The organism is Clostridium puniceum (genome assembly GCF_002006345.1).
Taxonomy (GTDB): Bacteria; Bacillota; Clostridia; order Clostridiales; family Clostridiaceae; genus Clostridium; species Clostridium puniceum.
This window is the reverse complement of sequence record NZ_LZZM01000207.1, coordinates 1-22,482: the sequence shown is the minus strand read 5'-3', so window position 1 is coordinate 22,482 and position 22,482 is coordinate 1. Positions and strand designations below refer to the sequence as shown.

18 protein-coding genes and 1 pseudogene are annotated in these 22,482 nt (G+C 26.8%); 2 read left to right on the top strand and 17 right to left on the bottom strand.

What is annotated here, in order from left to right:
* Window positions 1–105: 105 nt before the first annotated feature.
* The 6 genes from CLPUN_RS21165 to CLPUN_RS21140 are packed head-to-tail and all read right to left on the bottom strand — an operon-like array spanning window position 106 to window position 4,807.
* Window positions 106–423 (bottom strand): V-type ATP synthase subunit F, encoded by a 318-nt coding sequence (locus CLPUN_RS21165; protein WP_077849226.1) that lies wholly within the window; start codon window positions 421–423, stop codon window positions 106–108.
* Complete coding sequence (locus tag CLPUN_RS21160; RefSeq protein WP_077849214.1) at window positions 416–1,417, bottom strand: V-type ATP synthase subunit C; 1,002 nt, start codon at window positions 1,415–1,417, stop codon at window positions 416–418. The genes CLPUN_RS21165 and CLPUN_RS21160 overlap by 8 nt, the downstream gene beginning before the upstream one ends.
* 16 nt (window positions 1,418–1,433) lie before the next feature.
* The gene (locus tag CLPUN_RS21155) at window positions 1,434–2,021 is read right to left on the bottom strand and encodes a V-type ATP synthase subunit E (RefSeq protein WP_077849213.1); all 588 of its coding nucleotides are present in this window, start codon (window positions 2,019–2,021) and stop codon (window positions 1,434–1,436) included.
* An 18-nt stretch (window positions 2,022–2,039) separates the two neighbouring features.
* On the bottom strand, window positions 2,040–2,528 hold the full coding sequence (locus tag CLPUN_RS21150; protein ID WP_077849212.1) for a V-type ATP synthase subunit K: 489 nt from the start codon (window positions 2,526–2,528) through the stop codon (window positions 2,040–2,042).
* A gap of 13 nt (window positions 2,529–2,541) precedes the next feature.
* Complete coding sequence (locus CLPUN_RS21145; protein WP_077849211.1) at window positions 2,542–4,494, bottom strand: V-type ATP synthase subunit I; 1,953 nt, start codon at window positions 4,492–4,494, stop codon at window positions 2,542–2,544.
* On the bottom strand, window positions 4,481–4,807 hold the full coding sequence (locus CLPUN_RS21140; RefSeq protein ID WP_077849210.1) for an ATP synthase subunit B family protein: 327 nt from the start codon (window positions 4,805–4,807) through the stop codon (window positions 4,481–4,483). Before CLPUN_RS21140 ends, CLPUN_RS21145 begins: the two co-directional genes overlap by 14 nt.
* Window positions 4,808–5,117: 310 nt before the next feature.
* Between CLPUN_RS21140 and CLPUN_RS21135 the strand changes: the two genes are divergently transcribed.
* Window positions 5,118–6,140, top strand: coding sequence for a hypothetical protein (locus CLPUN_RS21135; protein ID WP_077849209.1), 1,023 nt, complete (start codon window positions 5,118–5,120; stop codon window positions 6,138–6,140).
* Window positions 6,141–6,288: 148 nt separating this feature from the next.
* Here CLPUN_RS21135 and CLPUN_RS21130 read toward each other — a convergent pair whose 3' ends face one another.
* The 4 genes from CLPUN_RS21130 to CLPUN_RS21115 form a co-directional block, all read right to left on the bottom strand.
* Complete coding sequence (locus CLPUN_RS21130) at window positions 6,289–7,953, bottom strand: B12-binding domain-containing radical SAM protein (protein WP_077849208.1); 1,665 nt, start codon at window positions 7,951–7,953, stop codon at window positions 6,289–6,291.
* A 68-nt stretch (window positions 7,954–8,021) separates the two neighbouring features.
* Window positions 8,022–8,534, bottom strand: a complete 513-nt coding sequence (locus CLPUN_RS21125; RefSeq protein ID WP_077849207.1) for a hypothetical protein — start codon at window positions 8,532–8,534, stop codon at window positions 8,022–8,024.
* Window positions 8,535–8,879: 345 nt separating this feature from the next.
* Window positions 8,880–10,190 carry a PQQ-dependent sugar dehydrogenase family protein gene (locus tag CLPUN_RS21120; protein WP_077849206.1) on the bottom strand — a complete coding sequence of 437 codons (1,311 nt, stop codon included), beginning with the start codon at window positions 10,188–10,190 and terminating at the stop codon, window positions 8,880–8,882.
* Between the two features lie 450 nt (window positions 10,191–10,640).
* Window positions 10,641–11,471, bottom strand: coding sequence for a methyl-accepting chemotaxis protein (locus tag CLPUN_RS21115; protein WP_077849205.1), 831 nt, complete (start codon window positions 11,469–11,471; stop codon window positions 10,641–10,643).
* Window positions 11,472–11,659: 188 nt separating this feature from the next.
* On the opposite strand from CLPUN_RS21115, the gene spoVB reads away from it, so the two are divergent.
* Window positions 11,660–13,159, top strand: a complete 1,500-nt coding sequence (gene spoVB, locus CLPUN_RS21110; RefSeq protein WP_077849204.1) for a stage V sporulation protein B — start codon at window positions 11,660–11,662, stop codon at window positions 13,157–13,159.
* A 200-nt stretch (window positions 13,160–13,359) separates the two neighbouring features.
* Here spoVB and CLPUN_RS21105 read toward each other — a convergent pair whose 3' ends face one another.
* From CLPUN_RS21105 to CLPUN_RS21075, 7 genes and pseudogenes are all read right to left on the bottom strand, one after another.
* Entirely contained in the window at window positions 13,360–14,976 is a 1,617-nt protein-coding gene (locus CLPUN_RS21105; protein ID WP_077849203.1) for a putative polysaccharide biosynthesis protein, read from the bottom strand.
* 9 nt (window positions 14,977–14,985) lie between these two features.
* Window positions 14,986–15,960, bottom strand: a complete 975-nt coding sequence (locus CLPUN_RS21100; RefSeq protein ID WP_077849202.1) for an RluA family pseudouridine synthase — start codon at window positions 15,958–15,960, stop codon at window positions 14,986–14,988.
* Between the two features lie 321 nt (window positions 15,961–16,281).
* On the bottom strand, window positions 16,282–17,463 hold the full coding sequence (locus CLPUN_RS21095; protein ID WP_077849201.1) for a M20 metallopeptidase family protein: 1,182 nt from the start codon (window positions 17,461–17,463) through the stop codon (window positions 16,282–16,284).
* Window positions 17,464–17,664: 201 nt separating this feature from the next.
* Window positions 17,665–19,755: a cell division protein FtsA gene (locus tag CLPUN_RS21090; RefSeq protein WP_077849200.1), complete on the bottom strand. Its 2,091-nt coding sequence runs from the start codon at window positions 19,753–19,755 to the stop codon at window positions 17,665–17,667.
* 958 nt (window positions 19,756–20,713) lie between these two features.
* Window positions 20,714–20,989 (bottom strand): hypothetical protein, encoded by a 276-nt coding sequence (locus tag CLPUN_RS21085; RefSeq protein WP_077849199.1) that lies wholly within the window; start codon window positions 20,987–20,989, stop codon window positions 20,714–20,716.
* 99 nt (window positions 20,990–21,088) lie between these two features.
* Window positions 21,089–21,283: pseudogene (locus tag CLPUN_RS21080) on the bottom strand (GrpB family protein); the annotation flags it as partial.
* Between the two features lie 210 nt (window positions 21,284–21,493).
* Window positions 21,494–22,177: an HAD family hydrolase gene (locus tag CLPUN_RS21075; protein ID WP_077849197.1), complete on the bottom strand. Its 684-nt coding sequence runs from the start codon at window positions 22,175–22,177 to the stop codon at window positions 21,494–21,496.
* Window positions 22,178–22,482 lie beyond the last annotated feature (305 nt).

Below are 22,482 nucleotides of genomic sequence, written 5' to 3'. Positions count from 1 at the left end.
ACCTCTTATAGGTATTCTGTGACAATTATCAATGAACAGTTAAGGATAAAAAACAGTTTTTTATTAATATTTCTTCAAATAGATTTTATCTTTCATTGTGAATTTCTAATCGCCTAAGATATTAATGCCTACAGCTTTTTCTACGTTATTATTTATTTTTTGCATACCTATATTTAATGTTCCTTGATTACTTGGAATTAGTATTACAGCCGGAAGCATTTGTCTAGTATATCTTTCAATTGTTTCTTGTATCCCCTCCCCAACTTGTTCAGTTACAAATATAACTGCATAATCATTCTGGGCTAATTTATCAACAGTTATCCTTGCTTCATCACTATGCGTTACTAGAAAAACATCTATTCCTAGAGCCTTAAATGCTAAAACTGAATCTTTATCTCCAACTACACCTATTTTCTTAAACATAAATATCACGCAGCCTTTCTCTTACTAATTCTCCAGAAATATCATTTATTTTACCAACCATTATAATTCTTATAATTTTTAGTTCTGTTTCTTTAGCATAAATATAAGCTAGTATTGGCTGAACACCAAAAGGTATTATTTTTGCATCTTTCATAATATTCATTATAAAATTATCAAGTAATTTTTCTAAGAGACTTACTGAACTTGTTTTAGCATAATATTCTATCCCACTTTTTATAAATTCTGCATAATTACTAGTTGCAAGTTTAGTAGATATATTTTGTATTTCATCATTTAGCATATCTAAAAATTTATCACTGTCTATTGAGCCGCCCTCAATAATAACAGCTTTTAAAAATTCTCTATCTTTATTTTGCTTTTTTACTCTTAAAAGAGTTTTCAAATTTGTAGAGTCAATCAGCGCTGCTACATATTTGTCAATAAAAGTATCATTTATTTCATTCTTAATATGTATTAATGATTTAAACATATATTTATCTAATATAATATCAATCATTTGAGAATCATTAGTATTTTCAAAACTAGATATAGTCTCATTAATGCCTTCTTTTATAATTTGCGGGAACTCACTTAAATTCCTATTTTCGATTAATCCCTTTAATTTTGAATACTCTAAACTTCCAACAGGTACTATTAAATAAGATAAATCTTCTTTAAGGAACATTCCTTTTAAAATCACCTTTATATTGTGGTAATCATATTTAATACTCATTAAATCAACAAGAACTTTCACCGGACTTATTTCATACATTACATTAAATAATCTCTTTAATTCATCACCTAGTATGATTTCATAATCATCTGCACTTTTAATACTTCCTATAAGATTTCCATATTCTGTTTCTTGAAGCACCTTCAAAGCTTCATCTGCAGTGATTGCATCAATCATTCTGTCCAATTTTGATTTATCAAGGAGTTCTGTCTCATATACTCTAATTCTTGGTATAACTTGATTAAATATCATTTTATCCATTAGCTAACCTCCTTAACTAAAAAAGCTCTCTTGCTACTTCTTGACTTAAATCATCCTTTAATGAATTAACTAAAGCTTCAAAAGTATTATTTATTTCTATACCCTCTTTTTCTAATATAAATCCACCTTTAAAATTGCCAGTTTCTTCACTTAAATTTACACTTGCTTTTGATTTAAGTTCCTTATTTATTTCTAATAATACAGCTTCAGAAATAATTTTCTTACCTTCATTATTTAAAATGATCTTTTGCTTACCTGTAATGTTACTATTTAAAATTGCAGTCTTAACAAAATTCTTAAAATCATCTTCTGATATGCTGCAAAGAGCTTCTACAGTAGATTGAAAAATTTCACTTATAACTTCTTGTTTTGCTTTCAATTTTTCATTTCTTGCTTGAAGATGTGCATTTGAAATTATTCTTTCTTTTTTTGAAACAGCTTCAATCTCAGCTTTTTCTATTATAATTTTTTCAGCTGCTTTTGCTTCTTCTATTTTTTTATCAATTATTTTCTTACTTTCTTTTTCAGCTTCTGATAGTATAACTTCCTTCTTATCTTCTGCGTCTTTAATAATTTTAGAAGTTAAATTATTTATACTAGCCATTATTTTCACATCCTAATCTTATTTAAATACGGAATTTACTAATAAGAATGATACAACGAATGCTAATATTGCATATGTTTCAACCATTGCAGCTAAGAGTATTCCCTTAGTATTTTGTTCTGGCTTTTTAGCTAATATTTGCATACCCGCTGCAGATGTTTTACCTTGTGCTATTGCTGACCATAATCCCACAATTGCTATTGGCAAACACGCAAATAATAGATATACCCCTTGTGCAAGTGTTGTTTCTGGTTTCAATTGACGAAGTACTAATAATCCAATTACAAAACCATAAAGTCCTTGTGTACCTGGTAATAATTGAAGAATTAATGCTTTACTAAATTTTTCAGGTTGTTCTGATAATAATCCTGCTGCTGCCTCTCCCGCTATACCTACACCTTTAGCTGATCCTATTCCTGACATTCCAGCAGCTAATGCCACTCCTAGTGCCCCTAAAATAAATCCTCCGTTATTCTCCATAAGAAATTGAATCCATGTCATTTCCATTTTAAATTTCCTCCTAATCTCTCTTTAAATTAATATATTTATTTTGGGCTTCAAATGGCTTAAATGGTCTTCCTCCACCATCATAAAACTTCGAAAAATATTCTACATAAGTAAGTCTCAAAGTATGAACATATCCACTTAATAATGATAATAATAAGTTTACTGCTTGAAATATTACAAATAGTAATGAACCTAAAACAAATGTTCCAATTGGTCCTGGAATCATTTTTATAACCATATTAATTGCACCTGCTATAGATCCACCCGCTAGGCCTATAGCCATAAGTCTTGAATATGATATTAAATCACCAAGATAACTTGTAATACCATATAAGTCATATAAACCTTTACCTATTTTACCGCCTATTGTCTTTGCTGCTCTTCCTTGAGTAGCTACTATAAGAATTGCACCTGCTATTCCCCAAAAGCTACATATCGTTTTTAGCATAGATATGTTTAACATTACTCCTGCTACTATTCCTCCAATAGAAATTAAAGTTATAACCCAAGAACCTACATCAAAAAAGGCATCTAATGACCTACCCATTTTAATCAATAAAACAGCTTTTATTCCGAGTCCAAAGAATATTTGTATAACACCAAATGCAAGCGACAATACCAATATTGTCATAAAATCTTTACCAGTATCAATTAACCCCGTAAATTTTATTATATCTCCAAATACTGATCCGTACATTAAACCAAATGTAATTGTTGGAAAGCTTAAATACATAAAAAATTTGACCATCTTCTTGGTTTTATCCTGAAATTCGAAAAATTTTAGTGATAAAAGAGTTGATATAAGCATTAATAATCCATATCCAGCATCTGCAACCATCATTCCGAAAAATGTTAAATAAAATGGCGTTACAAATGGAGTTGGATCTATATCATTATACTTAGGTAAACTATACATTCCTGTAACAGCTTCAAAGGATTCATTTAAATCATTATTTTTTAATTGAATAGGAATGTCATCTATTTCTTCCTCTTTTACTTCTTCAAAATTTAAATAATAGTCCTCACCTAAAATATTTTCAGTTATTATTGTAAATTCATCATTTTTACTAACAGGTATCCATCCTTGTATTAAAGAAACATTTTCTGTCTTTAAAAAATTAGTACTAATATTTTTTCTTAAAATTAAATTAGTATAATATTCATAAGCTAACTGTATTACTTTCATTTCTTCATCATAACCAGCCAACTCCTCTTTTATTATAAATTTTTCTGCACCAATAAGTGATACCCTCTCATTATAATCATGAATCAATTTTAAAGGAATGTCCTCTTCCTCAGACTTAAATGGAGTAAATCCAAAAGTTCTAAGAGAATCTAAAACGTTCATTTCATTTTCCTTATGAGCTAATGCAAAAAAATAAGTTTCTTTATCATCCTTAGACATTATTTCTATATAACAATCATTTAAATCATTTATAATATTTTCTTCACAACTATTCGGAACGCTGCCTAAAAAATATGAAGTTCGTTTTAATTCCTTTAAAGAACTTAAAGAGGCATTAAATCCTTCATAAGGTATTAATTTTTCAACACTTCCTTTAAGCCTCATCTTCTCATTATCTAAATTCGTTAATTGACTATCTTTTTGTTTTATTTTTTCATAAATTGCTTCCCAATTACTTTTTAAGACTTTATCTTCGAGTTCTGACATAGTTAAAGAAATCTTTTCTTGACGTAAAGATTTTATTAACGATTGTTTAGGCAGATAGTTTTCTAAGAACTTTATTGAATATTTAACTTTTAATAATTGTTCTTCACATTTTGCCATATTAGAATCAATTTGATCCTTCGTCAAATCTTTAAGAATTTTATTGTTTTCCAAAAAATTTTCATCTTGCAAATTAATAAACTCAACATTTGAAAAAGCTTGTAACTTTTCAAGGAGCTTTTCTTTTTTTGATTCAAAGGCTAATAATGTGAATTTATTCATTTTAACTATTGCCATGAATTCCCACTATCCTTTCAACCACTAATTTAACAACTTTATTTTTTTTCTTTTCTGATATATTTCTTATATCTCTTGATTCTTTTTCACCTTTTTCTAAAATAGGCGTTGCTTCTTTATTTCCACTTTCAACAGCTTCATTAATAATAATAGCTGCTCTCTCTTTACCTTTAAGCAAAATATCCTCATATTGATTTTGTGCATATGCTACCGATTTTTTAATCATTTCTTTTGCTTCTGCTGATGAATTTTTTACTATTTCTTCTGCTTCTATTTCGGAGTTTTTAATTTCTTCAATTGCTTTTAATGCCACAATATAACCTCCTCATGCGTCAATTCGGAAAAGTAATTTATCTATCCTTCTATATGGTATTAATTACTTCATAACGTCTATTATACACGGTCTATATGGTTTTTACAATTATTTTTGACCTTAAGCTACAAAAATTATGTTATTTATCTATAAAGTATTTTAATTTATTTAATACTTTTATTTATTTCCATAAATTCAAATCCATAACGTATAGATGAAAAACAATATTTAATACTTACGAAAGATGTATAAAATATGGTATTATCAAAAAAACGTATTTTTTATATTTTACGTAGATTCGAGGTAATAAATGATTAGATTTGAAAGAAATACAGAACTAAATATAGCAATGAAAAAACTTATACTGTCCATGGTGAATGTTAATGAGTATGTCACTGATATTCTGAATTATACTGAGATGATTCTTACTCCTAAGAATGAAAAAAAACTAATAGAAATACTGAAAAAATATAACGTTCCTTATGATAGATTAAAATACGACTTAAAAATCCTGACCAATAATCCGTATTATAGGGATATCAAACTTGACAGTGTGTATTCTGAGACCGTAAGATATGAAAAAGCTACCATCAAGAAAAGAACTTTAATGAACATGAACTTCCATAAGCCAATAGGAAAATACTTATTCCACTACCATCCTGTAGGATACTTTGACAGAGATATTGATTTACCGGTTCTAAAAGAAGGAAATAATACAGTATGGATGTCCCCTGCAATCAGTGAAATAGAGAGCATGAGAGATGGAATTGAAAAAGGACATGGAAAATGTATGACTATGGGACTTGGTATCGGAGTCCTGCCATATCTTTGGCTGCTGAAAGATGATGTAGAAAGTGTGACGGTAGTTGAATTCAATAAGGACGTCATCCATTTGTTTGAAAAGTACATCAGACCTCAGTTTAGAACCTATAAGAAATTAGAAATCATTCATGGCAACGCTTTCGACTACTATAACGAAGAGTTCCTAAGTCAATTTGACTATGCATATATAGACTTCTGGGAATCTACTGAAGATGGTTTAGAATTTTATACAAAACTTATGGAAAAGAAGGTAAAACTCTCTCATATTGACTATTGGATTGAGGATTCCATGCTCTACGACGTGAAATATATAATAGCGCCTTACCTTTATACAGTATATGAAGGTAGTAGTGTAATAGATTTTATTTCATCATTTGACGGAGATTCTAAAGAGCTTGCAAAGAAAGTGAACAAATACTTTAAGTCTAAGAATAACGTAATAAGAACAGAAGATGAATTATTAGATATTATACACGGTAAGGATGTTTTGAGAGAGATACTTGCGCAATAGAAAAAAACACCTTGGTTATCATATGATAACCAAGATGATACCTTTTAAATCACCACTTATTTACAAAGCATTTTAATTTCATGTTATTTATAGTTCATTTTATAAACATCTCATCATTAAATTTTAAAAAATTGAGCCGTAATATATTTTATATATTCTGCAAATAAACATATTCATTCTTATTATTAAACACATAATAAGAATCTTCTTCTATTATTTCATCACTTGATATATATCTTTCTATATTTATGTTAAATCTTTCTAAATGATATTCTTTGAACGAATATTCTTCTCTAAGCTTTTCTTTAATGTTTTTCTCTTCATCTTTAGAGATGCTACTTCTTAAAAAGTCTGGTAATCCTCTATTTTTGTAAAATATCAAATAATTAAATCTGATTATTTCATTTAAATGTTTATTACTATCTTTTAGCACTGTTTCATTAAAATTTAAAAACACTTTATAATATTCTATATTTCCTATGTTTCTATTAAAATATCCCTTGTTTTCAAAAAACATTCCTAGACTATAATAAAAATCAAATGGAGAATTAAACTTTTTTTCAAAATATCTAATTATATAATTAAACTTTTGTGAATTATAATATTTATCAACCATCTCCTCTACTTTCTTCAATTTTAATAGTTCCTCATAAGAAACTGTATTTGTTTTTAAAATTTCATATGGTGGATATGGTGAATATTCCATTCCATATTTATCTGCATCTTCTCTCATAGAAGATCCTTTTAATAATTTTAAGAAACCAAGTTGTATTTCTTCTGGTTTTATTGAATAAACATCATTGAATGACCTTTTAAAAGAATCATAATCTTCTCCTGGAAGTCCTGCAATTAAATCTAAATGCTGCTTAATATTTTTTATTGACATTAATTCTAAAACTTTTTCTTTTATATCACTAAAATTAACAAATCTATTTATGTTTCTTAAGATTTCGTCGTTTGTTGTTTGTACTCCTACTTCAAATTGAAATCTTCCTTCTGGAGCCTTTGATAAAAGTTCTATTTCTTCATTCTTTAATATATCTGCCGATATTTCAAAATGAAATTGAGTATTTGTATCTTGTTTGATTAAAAAATCCCAAATTGCCATAGAAAATTTATAATTACAATTAAAAGTACGATCAACAAATTTAACTAACCTTACTTTTTTATCTATAAAATATTTTAGTTCATTTAGTACTCTATTTATTTCTAGAAATCTAACTCCATGACTTGTAGATGAAAGACAGTATTTGCAATTAAATGGACATCCACGTGAAGCTTCGTAATATACTATTTTGTTACTTAAATCTTCATCTTCCTCATATGGAAATACTATTTCATCCATAGACATAAGAGGTCGTTTTTCGTTAGAATAAACCTCATTGTGAATTTTATAATGAAGACCTCTGACCTCATCTAACTTCATCTTCCCTAATTTGTATAAAATAAAATCCCTATAAGTTTTTTCACCTTCTCCTTCAATAACATATTCTCCTATATTATTTTCAAGAAAATTTCTTGAATCAAAAGAAACTTCTGGACCACCATAAAGAATTTCTATTTTGGGATTTACTCTTTTTATCAAATTAGAAACTCTTGAAATAAGTTCTACATTCCAAATATAAGTTGAAAATGCTACAATGTCTGGCTTTTCCTTAATTATTTCTTCTAATATTCGTCCTTCCCTATCATTTATAGTAAATTCTTTTATCTTAGCTTCATATTCAATGTCTCTGGTATAACACTTTAAATATCTAACAGCTAAATTACTATGAATAAATTTAGAGTCAACTGCTGTAATCAGAACCTTCATTTTTAAATTTCTCCTCTACGTTAACATTTGTTTTTGTATACATAAAAATAACAGGTAAGTATATTTTTTTACTTTCTTTTATCTATTAATTTTTTCCCTTTTATAAAAAAAACATCTTCCCACGCTTTAGTTTCCTCTATTTCAAAATATTTTTCAAGGATTTTTTTTATTTCTTCAACATTTGAAGTTAAAAATATATTTAAATTTTTAAAAATAAATTCTTTAATTTTTCCGTTAGGTAATATAACCTTTACTTTATTATTAAATACTTTTCCTCTTTCTTTATTTATATCCCAAATAAATATTTCACCAAACTCATTTAAATATGAACTTATTTCTCTAATTAATTTTTCTTTTTCTAAACTTGTCCATACTTTGTTTAGTTCAAAAAAGAATGTACAAGCATCATATTTTCTATTTTTTAGTTCTACTTTAGTTTCGCTAGATACATAATCTAAAGATAATTCTTCCTTCGCCTCTTTTGAAATATTATATATAATACCAAGATTTTTTTCTCCAACATCTAATATATCTCCTGGTAAAATAGTATTTTCTAAATCAATTACTAATGTCTTTCCCATTTTTTCCTCCTTAATTCATTATAAAAATTTAGTCTTTTTATTTAATAGTGAAACGAATTTTATTTGTTACTTTTCGCAGCAGACTTTATACTATCAGCTTATTTATATCACGCTTTTATTTTAACATTTTTTCCCACACTTTGAAATTTAATAATATTTTATTTATTTCAAAATATCAAAGCGCTTTAATATGAATACTAATCATAGTAAAACAGCTTTATTATTTTAGTTAAAATCAATCATTAATTAATTTCTAAAGTACATACTTTTTAATTAATTTGTTAAATTAAAGCACGTCATAAAAATTGAATATATATAATTTATTTATATTTATTGACATCTATATTAACTAACCTTCTTTGAACTATTTTTTAATTTTAATTTCCTTATAACCAAACAAATCAATATAAGTAAAAGTGTACCTATAAAAATATATACTGACCGAGGGAGATTAAACTTTAAGTTTGAATCATTACTTTGCAATTTATAAATACATCCTATACCACTATCCAATATAAAGATATCTCCTTCTGAATATCTTATTCCTCTTATTTTACTTTCGTCTCTTAACTTTAATAAATCAAATTTAATATTATCTTGAGTTATTGCTCCTATAATATTCTCTTTTCCATCAAAATATATTTTTGTATTCTTCTCTAATATTTTTCCTTCTTTATCAATGGATAAATATTTTATAGTTCCTACATCTGAATACTGATAAATAGGTGGTGAAACTATTTTGTTAGGAGGATTTGCAATAAGTGGAGATATTGACTTTTCACTTTTAAATCTAGGTGAACTTATAGGATCACCTCCGCTAAAATCGGGCCATCCATACCATTTCCCCTTATCAATTTTATAAAGATAATCGAAATCTCTATTTACAGGTCTTTCTCCTATATTCTCCATCCCTCCAATAATTCCAATTAATTTTCCTTCATTGTCTAAATCCCAGCCTTTAATATTTCTTATTCCCGAAGCATATAATGATGGCTTATTATTTTCTAAATTTATTTCAACTACACATGAATTTGCTAAAATTTCAGTTCTTATCTTTTGTCCATTTTCTGATGAATTTCCATAAGGCATAAATCCCCCTGTCTTCTTTTCACCATAATTAATTCCGTTTAAAGTTATATCTATAGAACTTTTATCATAAGGAATATCATCTTTAGAGTAACTATTGTCGTAAGAAGCTATTCCTGAATTTGTAGCACTTCCTATAGATAAGAGGAGCTTAGAATCCTTTATAATTAAATTTCTATCTAAATACTTGCCTTGACAAGGTATATTTTCTAAGATTGATTTTAAATTTTTATTTTTCAAATCATATTCATATAAATTAGTCTTAGAAATGAAATATAATTTATTAGTATAAAAAATTATGTTTTCTATTTTTAGTGATTTAGACTGAAGCAACACTTCTTCTCGCCCATCTTCTCTAATAACTTTAATATAATTATCATAAGCTATATAAGTATTTTTATTACCATCTTTATCAAATGCTACAGCATTCTTGCAGTTCTTACATTCAACACTCCAACCTATATTATTTTTCAAAATACTCATTTTATATTGATTAGAAAATTTATATAATCCAAAAGCTAAAACAACTATTATCACTGAAAAAATAATAAATTTTAAAAATCTCTTCACTGAACTCTCCCCTTACTGCTTTAATTAACCCTTTGAAAAAATTACTAAAGGTCCATTATGTATAATAAATAATATCTTTAATTAAATTATATTGTGAAAATATGAAAATAAGACCTCTCTTTAAAACTCTTATTTATAATAACATTACATAATAAATACAAAAACAGTATAACTAATATTTTTATTAATTTTCCAAATTACAACTTAAGATACTAATTAGAGATTGTTAATGAGTTTTTTTATTCTAAATTTTATATTTGTAACTGTTAAAGATGAAAATATTTTATGCAGTAAATAGACAATAATAATTTACTAAAAAGATTGTAGATTATTATTGTCTATTTATTAAAGCAACAGCATTATATTAATACCTTTTATTTATATGTATTATAAAATTTGATTTATAACTATTAAAAAAAGTACCAGATATACTCTGATATCTGATACTTTTTATAAATTATCAGCTAAATCTTCTAATGTTTTAGCTGTAGAATTTAATTCAGAAATAGATGCTGCTATTTCTTCTAATGCCGCTGATTGGTTTTGAGAAATATCATTAGATTTAGTCAAATTAGTATTTATACTATTTACCGATGATGAAATATGCTTCATAACCGAATCAATCTTCTTAATAGATTCATTTGATGAATTAGATAATTTTCTAATTTCTTGTGCAACAACATTAAAACCTTTACCCGCTTCTCCCGCTCTTGCAGCTTCAATAGCAGCATTTAATCCCAAAAGATTTGTTTGACTAGAAACCCCTTGAATAAAGGTTAAAATTTCATCAGTATCATTAGTTCTTTCATTGGCTTCTATAGTCTCACCTAATATTTTTTCATTCATAGTTGCTAATTCTTGTACTCCCTTAGCTACTTCATCTATTCCTACTGATATTTGAAAAAGAGATTCTGTTAATTGTTTTGTAACGTTCATTACAGATTTTTTCTTATCCAAGCTTTTTGCTACAGCAAGAACTCCAACAACCTTATTTTCTTCTATTATTGGAATTGCAAACGATTTAGCTTCGACACCATACACCTGTTCAGGTATAACCTTTATAAAATTTCTTCCAGTTTTTAAAACTTCAATTATTGCTCCGCCTTCTGGAATTCTATCTCCCTCTTTTGCACTTAATACTAAGTTTTTATTATACTTAGTATATAAATATTTTTCTGTATCTGTTATTGCCATAGATATGTCTTCATCAAAAAGCACCTCTATAAGCGGTAATGCATTATAAAAAAAGTTTATCGTTTCGTTGTCTGAAATCCTATCCAATCTATTTTCCCCCTTATAAAACCATTATTTATAATAACTTTTATAATTCCAATTATATCTTTTTTTAATTAATTTGTAAACTCTTCCTACATCTTGTATTGTTTTGTTGTTAATTGTAAATATTGTAAATTCATATTTAAACCTTATATTGAATATGCTTTATAGTAATTTAAAGGAGTGAATAAACTTTGGATAAAGATAATTTTTTCAAAAATTCTTTCTTACTTATAGCATCTAATATAACCACAGGCATACTAGGTTTTATATTTTCCATCTATCTTTCTAAGGTTTTAGGTGCAGAAGGAATGGGACTTTATAATTTAGTTATGCCTATTTACAATTTATTTATATGTCTTATGACCGCTGGAATAGTTGCCTCAATCTCTAAAATAACTGCTATATACATACAAAAAAATGAACATAATAATATAGTAAAAACTATTCGAGTTGTTTCTCTATTCAATATATCTTGGGCTTTTTTAATAGGAATTATAGTATTTTTTTCCGCTCCAATAATCGGAAAATATGGCGTTAGTGATGTTAGAACAATAAATGCTATTAGAGTTATTTGTCCCGCTATGGTATGCATTGCAATTTCAAACATACTAAAAGGATATTTTTATGGAACATCTAAAATTACTGTACCAGCTATAATTGACATATTTGAAAAAGCTATGAGAATTATAACTGTAAGTTTACTTATTTTCTTAACTCAGGCTCAAACTATTGAAAACATGGTAACTTTAGCTACCATTGCATTATGTATTGGTGAATTTCAAAGCTTGTTTTTTCTTTTTATTTACTATAAATATTCAATTAATAAAGGACCTATTTCTTATAAACCTCCTGAAAGTGGCTTTCAGCTTCTTTTTGATGTGGTAATAATATCAATACCACTTTGTATAAATGGGTTTTTAACAAATATTTTAGGAACCCTTTCCACATTAATTGTTCCTAGACGTTTACTTGCCTCAGGATTTAGTTACGAAGAAGCTTTGAGTATGATAGGAAGATATAATGGTATGGCCTTAAGTATAATAACAATCCCCTTAATTGTAGTTAGTACAATTAATACATTGTTAATTCCAGATCTTTCCCAAACCTTAGTTCTTGGAAAGCAATACGAAGCTTCTATTAGAATAAAAAAAGTTATAAAGCTTTCATTTCTCCTTGGAATATCAACTACTATAATATGTAATGTAATTCCCGATACCTTAGGACAAATGTTTTATAGCAGAAATGATTTAGGAGCATATATTAGATTTGCTTCCCTTACTGCCCCTATATTTTTCCCAGCAGTAACTATGTTTGGAATATTAAACGGACTTAATAAGCAAAATATAATTCTTAGAAATTCATTAATTGAAGCTGTAATTGAATTAATATGTTTATACATATTTACTGCAATCCCTTCAATTAATATCTTTGGATACAGCTTAACTATGTTTATAGCTTGCACAATTGGACTATTTCTTAATATGTATGAAATCAACAAACATATTGAGCTTAATTTAAATAAATCAAATATAATAATATATATTTTGCTTGGATTTTTAACTTTCTTAATTATAAACATATTTTCAAAACACCTATTTACAAATTCTATAATTTTAAATAACTTTACAATAATCGTACTTGTTCTTCTAATCTTTGCATATTTTAGAACATTTGGAGAAAATGAAAATTAATTTATTTTATATCTAACAATATATTTAAAACTAAAAACAATAAGCAAGCATTTGTTTCCGTTACATAAAAATCTTCTGTAATATCAACAAATGCCTGCCATGTTATAAAAAAATATATACCTAATTACAATTTCTATCTTAAATATTAGAGTAATCTTCTTAAAATAAATTATAATGAGAGTTTATTTTTATCATATTCCTTATTTAAGTTTTACTCTTAAAAATCTAGGAAGTAAGTTAAATATTCTAGGCGATATGCTATTTATATCACTCTTTTTAATACCACCAAATAGAATAATTAAATATAAATAAACAAATCCTCCTATAGCAATAATTAAAAGAGTTGTAATTCCCTTTAGCATAGTACTTCCATTTGTTATTTGAATTATAATTGCTATAGGTTGTTTCATAATAAATATTACTCCTGCCATTATTGCTGAAGCTATAAGCGGCTTAATCAAATTTCTAAACAAAGGAATTTTTATTCTAAGAGCCTTTTTTAATGCTCTTTGATTTAATAACATAGGTATTGCAAACCATAAAAAATTACCTGCAACTACTCCTAAAATATTTATTTCTGGAATCCCTACCAATATGAAGTTCGCAATTATTTTAGCAACTATACCAATACTAAATGTTCCAAGAACAAAGTAAAGTTTATTCATACTTTGAAGAATTACAGTTTGTATTTGTACAATTGCCATAAGTACTAGTACCACTGACCCCATTACCATCAAATCAAACCCTTGATCTGTACCATATAATAATTCAAAAACTTCTTTTCCAAGTACTGAAAGTCCTAATGCTGCTGGTATTGTTATTATGAATGTCAGCCTAAAAGCAAAAGTAGTTTTTCTTCTTATTTCCTTTTTATCTTTTAATGCCATAGCAGCTGCAACTGCTGGCAATACGGTTGTCCCAAGTGCCGTTACAACTATAAGAGGAACTGATAATAAAGTCTTATATCTTCCAAGAACTCCATAAAGCACTTGTGATTCTTGCAACTTAAAGCCTGCAACTGCTAATCTGGCATTTACATTTACCATATCCACAAGACTTCCAAAATTCTGAAGCCCTGCACTTAAGGTAATTGGAAGCCCATATTTTATCAATTTTTTAATAATATGTTTAGTTCTAACTCTTTTGTTATTACCTTGATTTTCTATAGCGTCTTCTTCAAAATTCCTCACACTATAAATATAAACCATATAAAGGCATGCAATTAGAGCTCCTACTGAAGTACCAATAGTACCTCCAGCACTACCGTATTCAACGCTTATTTTAACTAAGAAAAATGCACAAGTTAAACTTATTAAAATATTTATAACTTGTTCTAATACTTGTGATACTGCTATAGCAGTCATGCTATTTCTACCTTGGAAATATCCTCTATAAGATGACAATAGTGATGTAACAAATATACTTGGTGCCAACATTAATATTCCATAAGATGCGGCTGGATTTCCAATTAATCTTCCAATAGGAAATGCACCTAACATTAAAATTATAGTTAATGTTGATCCCGCTAAAGCTAGAAGTGTTCTTGATATTTTAAGAGTTCTTATAGCATCATTAGGTTTTTCTAATGCTGTAAGCTCAGCAACCACTTTTGCAATAGCTGGCTGAGTTCCTAAATTTGTAACTGCATATACAAATAAAAATACCTCATAGCAATTTTGATATATCCCATATCCATCAAGTCCTATTATCCTTTGAAGAAGAGGTATATAAAATACTGATATTACTTTAGTTATAAGACCTGCTATTGAAAGAATTAAAAAGCCTCTATTACTACTATTGGCTGATCGCTCTTCCATAATTACCTCCTATCTAAGTGAAAACTTAAACACATCTTGTTTTATTTTTTTAAGTATTGGAGGTAATGCAACTGCTATAGTTTTATTTTTTAAATAACTAAGCTTACCATTAACATCTCTAAAAATTAATTTATAAGCATATAAATATTGATAATCTAAACCATATTTATTTTCAAAAAATGAATTTAATTTCTTATCTCCATATTTATTGTCTCCAATTATAGGGTTTCCTAAATGTGCCAAGTGAGCTCTTATTTGATGACTTCTACCTGTAATTAGATGAATATCTATAAGTGAATATGCACCATTAGTTTCTACTGTGCTTATTTCCATTGCTATTTTTTTAGAATTCTTAACTTCGTTATCATATATTGTTGATATATTAGTTTCAAGATTTTTTACTATATATGCTTCATAACGTCCATCTCTTATTTTACCTTTTGCTAAAGTGTAATAATACTTTTCTATTTCATCTTCTCTAATTGCTTCATTTATACACTTCAATCCTTCAAAACTCTTTCCAAAAATAATCATACCAGATGTATTTCTATCTAACCTATTACATGCTGCTGGTGTAAAAGTCAATTCATTTTCTGGAATATAATCTCCCTTATCATTTAAATATGAAAGAACATAATCTGTAAGAGTTGGCTCTTTACTAGTATTGCTATCTGAATGAACTAACACATTTATCCATTTTTCAAGTATTAACATATTTTCATCTTCATATACAATTTTAATCCCTTTTGGATCAACTTTAATAAACTTGCTTGTTTTATCTTCTTTCTTACTTTGTATGTATTTAATTTCTACTATGTCTCCTTCTACTAAGAAGTACTTTTCATTTTGTTTTCCACCATTTACTCTTATGTCCTTTTTTCTTAAAGCTTTAAAAATTGCACTTAAAGGTACATCCTTTAACAATTTTCTTAAAAATTTATCTAATCTTTGACCTGCTTCATTTGATCCTATTTCTATTTTCAAAATATATCGCTCCCTTTTATTCAGTTAACAATGAACAGTTAACAGTTGCGGTACAATTTCCTTTGTAATTTGAATCATTTTATATATACAAATACCTCACATCTCTATATTTTAATTATTTCAAATCTTTTCAAGGAAAAGTAAGAATCCAAATCTTATATTTGGATTCTCGAACTCTCTCCATGAGATTGTTCATTCATTGTCAAATATCTATTTACAATAAAATTTTATTTATTTTAAAAATATACATTGTATAGTTTTAAAATAAGTTATTCATTCATTGTGCATTGTACCTTGTAAATCTAGTATTGTCAATTCAAATTACTTTGTTAAATAGTTAAAGGCTGCTAATGCTTGAATCGCAACTCCAATTGAAAGACAATCTTCATCTATATTAAACAAATTACTATGAGCAGGTTCTGTAGTTTTCTTTTCTTTGTTACCTGATCCTAAGAAATAAAATGCTGAAGGTCTTTCATTTGCAAAATATGCAAAGCTTTCAACACCCATTTTAGGTGATTTTTGTTCTAAAACATTTTTCTTTCCTAAAATTTCATTTGCGCTTTCACTAATTAAATCAACAAATTCATCATTATTATAAAGACAAGGGTAACTTTCATCCACTTTTATTTCTGCCTTTGCCCTTGACATAGCTGAAATTCCATTTACAATTTCATTTAATCTTTTTATAGCAAAAGCTCTATCCTCATTAGTCATGGTTCTAATCATTCCACTTAAAATAGCTTCTCCTGGAATAATATTTTGAGCAGTTCCAGAATGTAGCGTTCCAACAGTTATAACAATTGGATTTACAGGTGATATTTCTCTACTTACTATTGTCTGAAGTGCTATTACAATATGACTTGCAATAACTATAGGATCAACAGTAGTATGAGGTGATGCACCATGACCTCCTTGACCTGTTATTTTTATACTAAATGGATTTGATGCAGCATTAACCACACCTTTTTTTATTTTTATAGTTCCACATTCAGTTTCTTCATCAACATGAAGTCCAAGAATACAATCAGCTTTTGGATTTTCCAAAACTCCTTCTTTTATCATAGGAGTTGCTCCACCTGTAGTTTCCTCTGCTGGTTCAAATAGTAATTTTACAGTTCCAGAAAATTTATCTTTATGTTTATTTAATAACTTTCCAGTTCCCATAAGTATTGTCGTATGAGCATCATGACCACATGCATGCATCCTTCCGTTAATCTTAGATTTAAACTCACAGGTTTTCATATCTTGAATCGGAAGTGCATCTATATCACCTCTTAAAGCTACAGTTTTATTATTCCCCTCTTTTGTTCCTTTTATGATACCACACACTCCTGTTTTTGCTACTTCAACATAAGGAATATTATTTGCCTTTAAAAATTCTTTAATAGTTTTTGATGTTCTAACTTCTTCGAATCCAAGTTCAGGATGTTCATGTAAATCTCTTCTTATTTCTATAAGTTCATCTTTTATAAGATTAGCTTCTCTCTTAAAATCTATCACTTCTATATCTCCTCCATTAATTAAGTTTATTTTGTAATAACTTGTATTACTGTTAATAGTCATTAATATATCACAGTAAAAATAACAAATTTACAAATTAAATACTAAATGCTACATAAAATTATTTAAACTAAAAGGCTTAATAATAGTTCAATTTTAATGGAAAACTTAAATTGCAGTATATATATTAAAATTTTTTTATTAAACACTACTCCAAAAAACTTCAACTATATCACCATCTTTTATTTTTGCTGTATATGATGATTTTTCTCCATTTAAAGTTAAATTTATTATTCCCTTTGCTATAGTTAAATCGAAATCTATATAATCAAATATATCAACAATTACATATTGTGCTTTCCCCATTAATACTGTATTTTGTCCATTTACGTTTACTGTTATACTTCGAAATTCTTCTTTAGCTATTTGTGCTTCATTTCCAAGCACACTATGATTTTCGTCTAAATTGCCTGTATCATCTATGACCATATTGTTTTCATTTTCATAACTTTCTGTTTTTTCTTCTTGCTCTTCTATTGCTTTAATTTCTTCAGGATTTCTGATTTCTTTTACAATATAATCTCCTTCCTGAATTTCATATGTACCTTCTAATACAGTTTCATTTTTTAGTAGTTTTACCTCTTCTTTTAATACAAATTTCTTAAAATTAGAAACATTTGATGGTAAAAGTACTTCTATTTCATCACCACTTTTTACTATATAATTCAATTCTTCTTTATTTTTATTTACAAGTATTACTGGATCTATATTTATAATTTCTTCATCCAAAAAAATAGAAATTGAATTTATATTTCTAATATGCTCAGATAATTTTGGTGCTGCATCTTTCCCATTTTGTGCATATTCTAATACAATGTTATCTCCAGCTTTAACTTCTGTTTCAAGAGTCCCTTCTTGTCCATTAATTGTAATTTTAGCACTAATTCCATATTCCCCAAAAACAATTCTCTTACATCCATTGTAATTAAATCTAACACTTTTTCCATTTTTGCTTATTAACAATGATGGATTTATTCCGGCTTGAAGCAATACATCCATTATTGTATGTTTATGAGAATTAAATAAACTAATTGGATCATTATTTAAAACAACATCAATAAAATCATTCCCTAAACTTCTTATTGCAGTTAATGCTATTCCAAGAACAGTTACTCCTGCTGAACCTAATCCATTATCCGAAATACATTCTATAACCGCTTGTCTATCCTTAATTGCAATTCTTTGAGAAGGTAATTTTAACTTATCTGCAATTGATTCTAAAATTCCCGGAGTATGTGCTCCACCACCTACTAAAAATACAGCACTAGGTGCCTTCCCACCATTTAATTCTAAAATCTTCTTTGAAACTTCTTCTGCTGTTTTATTTACAATTGAACTAATTAATTTAAACACATCTTCTGACAATATTATGTTTTCCATACCTAAAACATCAATATATGTTATTTCTTTTTCTTTAATGGCAGCTCTTTTTATATATTCTGCTGTATTAAAATCAACTAGATATTCCTGAACAATAGCTTCTGTAATTTCATCTCCAGCCATTGGAACCATACCATATGCTGAAATACTTTCTTTAGAACTTATAGCTATATCTGATGTACCAGCTCCAATATCTACTAATGCTATATTTAAAAGTCTTAAATTCTTTGGAATTGCAGCTTCCATTGCAGCAATTGGTTCTAATGTTAAATTTACAACCTTTAAATTAACCTTATTCATTACTGAATAAAGTGAATCAATTACTGATCTTGGCAAAAAGGTTGCAATTACTTCTGCTCCAATATTTTGTCCCTTATGTCCTGTTAAATTAGATATTAAAAAACCATTTAAATAAAAGTTTTTCACTGAATAACCAACACAGTATAACTTTCCTTCGGTACTCGTAGCTATTTCATCTTCAGCTTTTTTTACAGCACTTAATTCAAGACTTCTAACAATTTCCTTGTCTACTTCTTCATCCTCATTAAGTTCAATGTCTGATCTTACATCAACTGTTCTTAAAAATCTACCTGCTGCAGCAATAGACACTTCATTAAGCTGGATTTGAAGCTCATCTTCTAGATATGCTTTAACTTTTTGAACAACTGATGCGACCAATGTAATATCATGTATTTGACCATCTATCATTGCCCTTTCTTCATGTTCTAAATATTTTTCACATACTACATGAAACTTCTTATCTTTTATTATACCTACTGTTCCTATAATAGATCTTGTCCCTATATCTAATGCAAAAATTATATCTTTTTGATTAAATCTTTTTAATTCCATTTAAACACAACCTTTATTGATTATTAATGCACATTCAAAAATGACAAATCAACATTCTAACTTATTTTATCTGATACCAAATAGATATAGCACCTTTGACTTGTTATTCAATTTCATGTGTCTATACTTAAAATTACATAAATCTACTATAAATTATATATTATAAGCTAATTTCATACAATGATTTAAGACATATTTGCATTTTTATATAAAGATTTATTATATATTATGGATTGCTTTCTGCTAAAATAATATTAGCATTGTAACTGAGCTTGTAATTATATTTAAAATTCAATTATTAAAATGTTAAATTTATTAGAAGGTGTGAGAATATGAAAAAATAGACCTAATAAGCCTTTGTTAAAAACTCCTTACTTGGAAGCTTATCGTAGAATAAAAACTTGTTTAAGGAATATCTATAGTCACATTAATAACTTGTATATTGGTTTTATAGGCTATTTTACTTTAAGTATAATTTCAAAATAAAAATAAATCTGCAATTCTAAAATTCAACTGGTTTTAATTTTATTCATTGTGTTAAATTACACGCTCCTTAAATACCACTAACAATTTTGTAATTTAAGTTCAATTTGTCATAAAATTGACACATTAATATCTTATAATAATATTTGTAAAGTAGTTAAGAAATAATTATTTACCCCTTATTAAATAATTATAAATCAATTTAAAGAATAGTTTATTTATGTAGTAAACTATTCTTTTTAATATTTTCTGTAGTTAAATTTTTATAACAACTTATTTCCATTTGTAAAACAAATAAATAACATTTAAAAGAGTTCTTAAGTCATGATTGCAAAAAATTCATTTCTCTCTTCTAATAAACGATTCTCATTTATTACTTCCTTGAAAATAAAATTATTTCATGACTTTTAAAATAATCTTTTAAATAGATTAAATCAGCATGCTTAAGATTAAAATACAAAGCATTAATATATCATCATTTTAGTATCTTATATATTATTCCCACTATAAATAGTGTAGCAATAACATACAGATATATTGACAACCCACTGCCAACAAAACTTGTCATATTATTTCCATATAATTTATGCATAGGCAATGATGAAATTTTTCCTTTCTTATCAAACATAATTGAAGTATAGCCATCAGTTGCAACATATCCCTTTTCTGTAGTATTAATAGAAAGCTTATCAATTTTCATATTGCTCTTCTTACAAAATGCTTTTATTTTTTCTTCAATATCTTCTTTCATTAAAATTTATCTCCTTTTCTTTCAAATTCATTTGCTCACCTCAAACAATTTAATATTTTTTTGTCTACTTATAAAGACAAGTAATATATTCCTTAATCACTAATTATATGTAAATAATCTTCTTGGATTATATTTATTAACATATTCTTCTCTTGCTATTTCTGTATATTTTAAAACGAAACTAGATTTACTAGTTGTATATCCATCTCTATCATGCTCATATCTTTTCATTGAGTTTAATTTAAGATTATTATATTCTTCTACAATACCTTTGCGTTTTATAAAATAGTCTCTAAAATATAATTTATTTTAATAATTATTATAACCAACATGCAAGTGATATACTTTTTCTGTATAACACTTTTTTGTATATTCGCTATTAAATACCATTTTCAGTTTTAGTTTTTCTTGTGATAACATCAATAACCAGTCATTATGTAATACATGTTGATTCCTCAGCCTACATCCGTATTATCGCATAAAACAGATATTGCTTTTTCTCTATTAGTCTATATCTTCTATTTGCCTAAAATCTTTAATATGATAATCTGCAAATTCATTTAATTTATTAAGTTGTTCTTCATCCCTTTTTAATAGATAAGTTGTCAATATTGTCTTCATACCTAACTTCTTTGCACCCTTTAGTTCACTATACCCACCATCTCCAATAAAAATACATTCTTCTGGTTTTGCATTCATTTTATTTAATGCAATACTATAAATTTCACTTTCAAGTTTTAAAAATCCTGCTTTATATGAAAATATTGCCTCATCAAATAAATTATATAACGGAGACTTTCTCCAATACTTTACATCAATAACATCAGCATTACTTATTAAACATATTCTTTTTCCACTTTTTTTTAAATTTATTAGAACATCAAGAATTTTAGAATCTACTTCTATTAAAGATTTTTTAAATCTCTCTATTCTTAATTTCAATATTTGATTTTTATCCTGATTACTAACTTGTATTCCTATTTTCTCAATAATGTTTTCAATTATTTTTATAGGTACCTTTTCTCCACCAGTTGCTCTCTTTTTATACAATTCATTATCTTCTGCATAAACTTCCCATTGTTCTTTTGTTATTTTTAGCACATCATTTTCATTTTTTAATTCATTATATTTGAGTGTTACAAGTGTAAAAAACAAATCAAAGAATATAACATTTATATGATTCTTCATTTTAAGACCTCGCTTTCATATATATCATCAAATATGCATATCTATGTCCCATTTAATGTTTTAAATCTCACTCAGATTCTTCATCCTTATATTTATTCCAATCAACAACTGAATCATCTTAAAATAATATTACTTCTTAATATTAAAATGTTATTTATTATTAATAAAATAGAACTTCAAATTTTATATTTAATTGTATTGATGATTTTATATATATGTTCTAAAAAATTTTGTTCATTAAGATTTAATTTCTATATTAGAGTGATTGGATAAGACAACCAACTAAATTATGAACTTTCTTAATT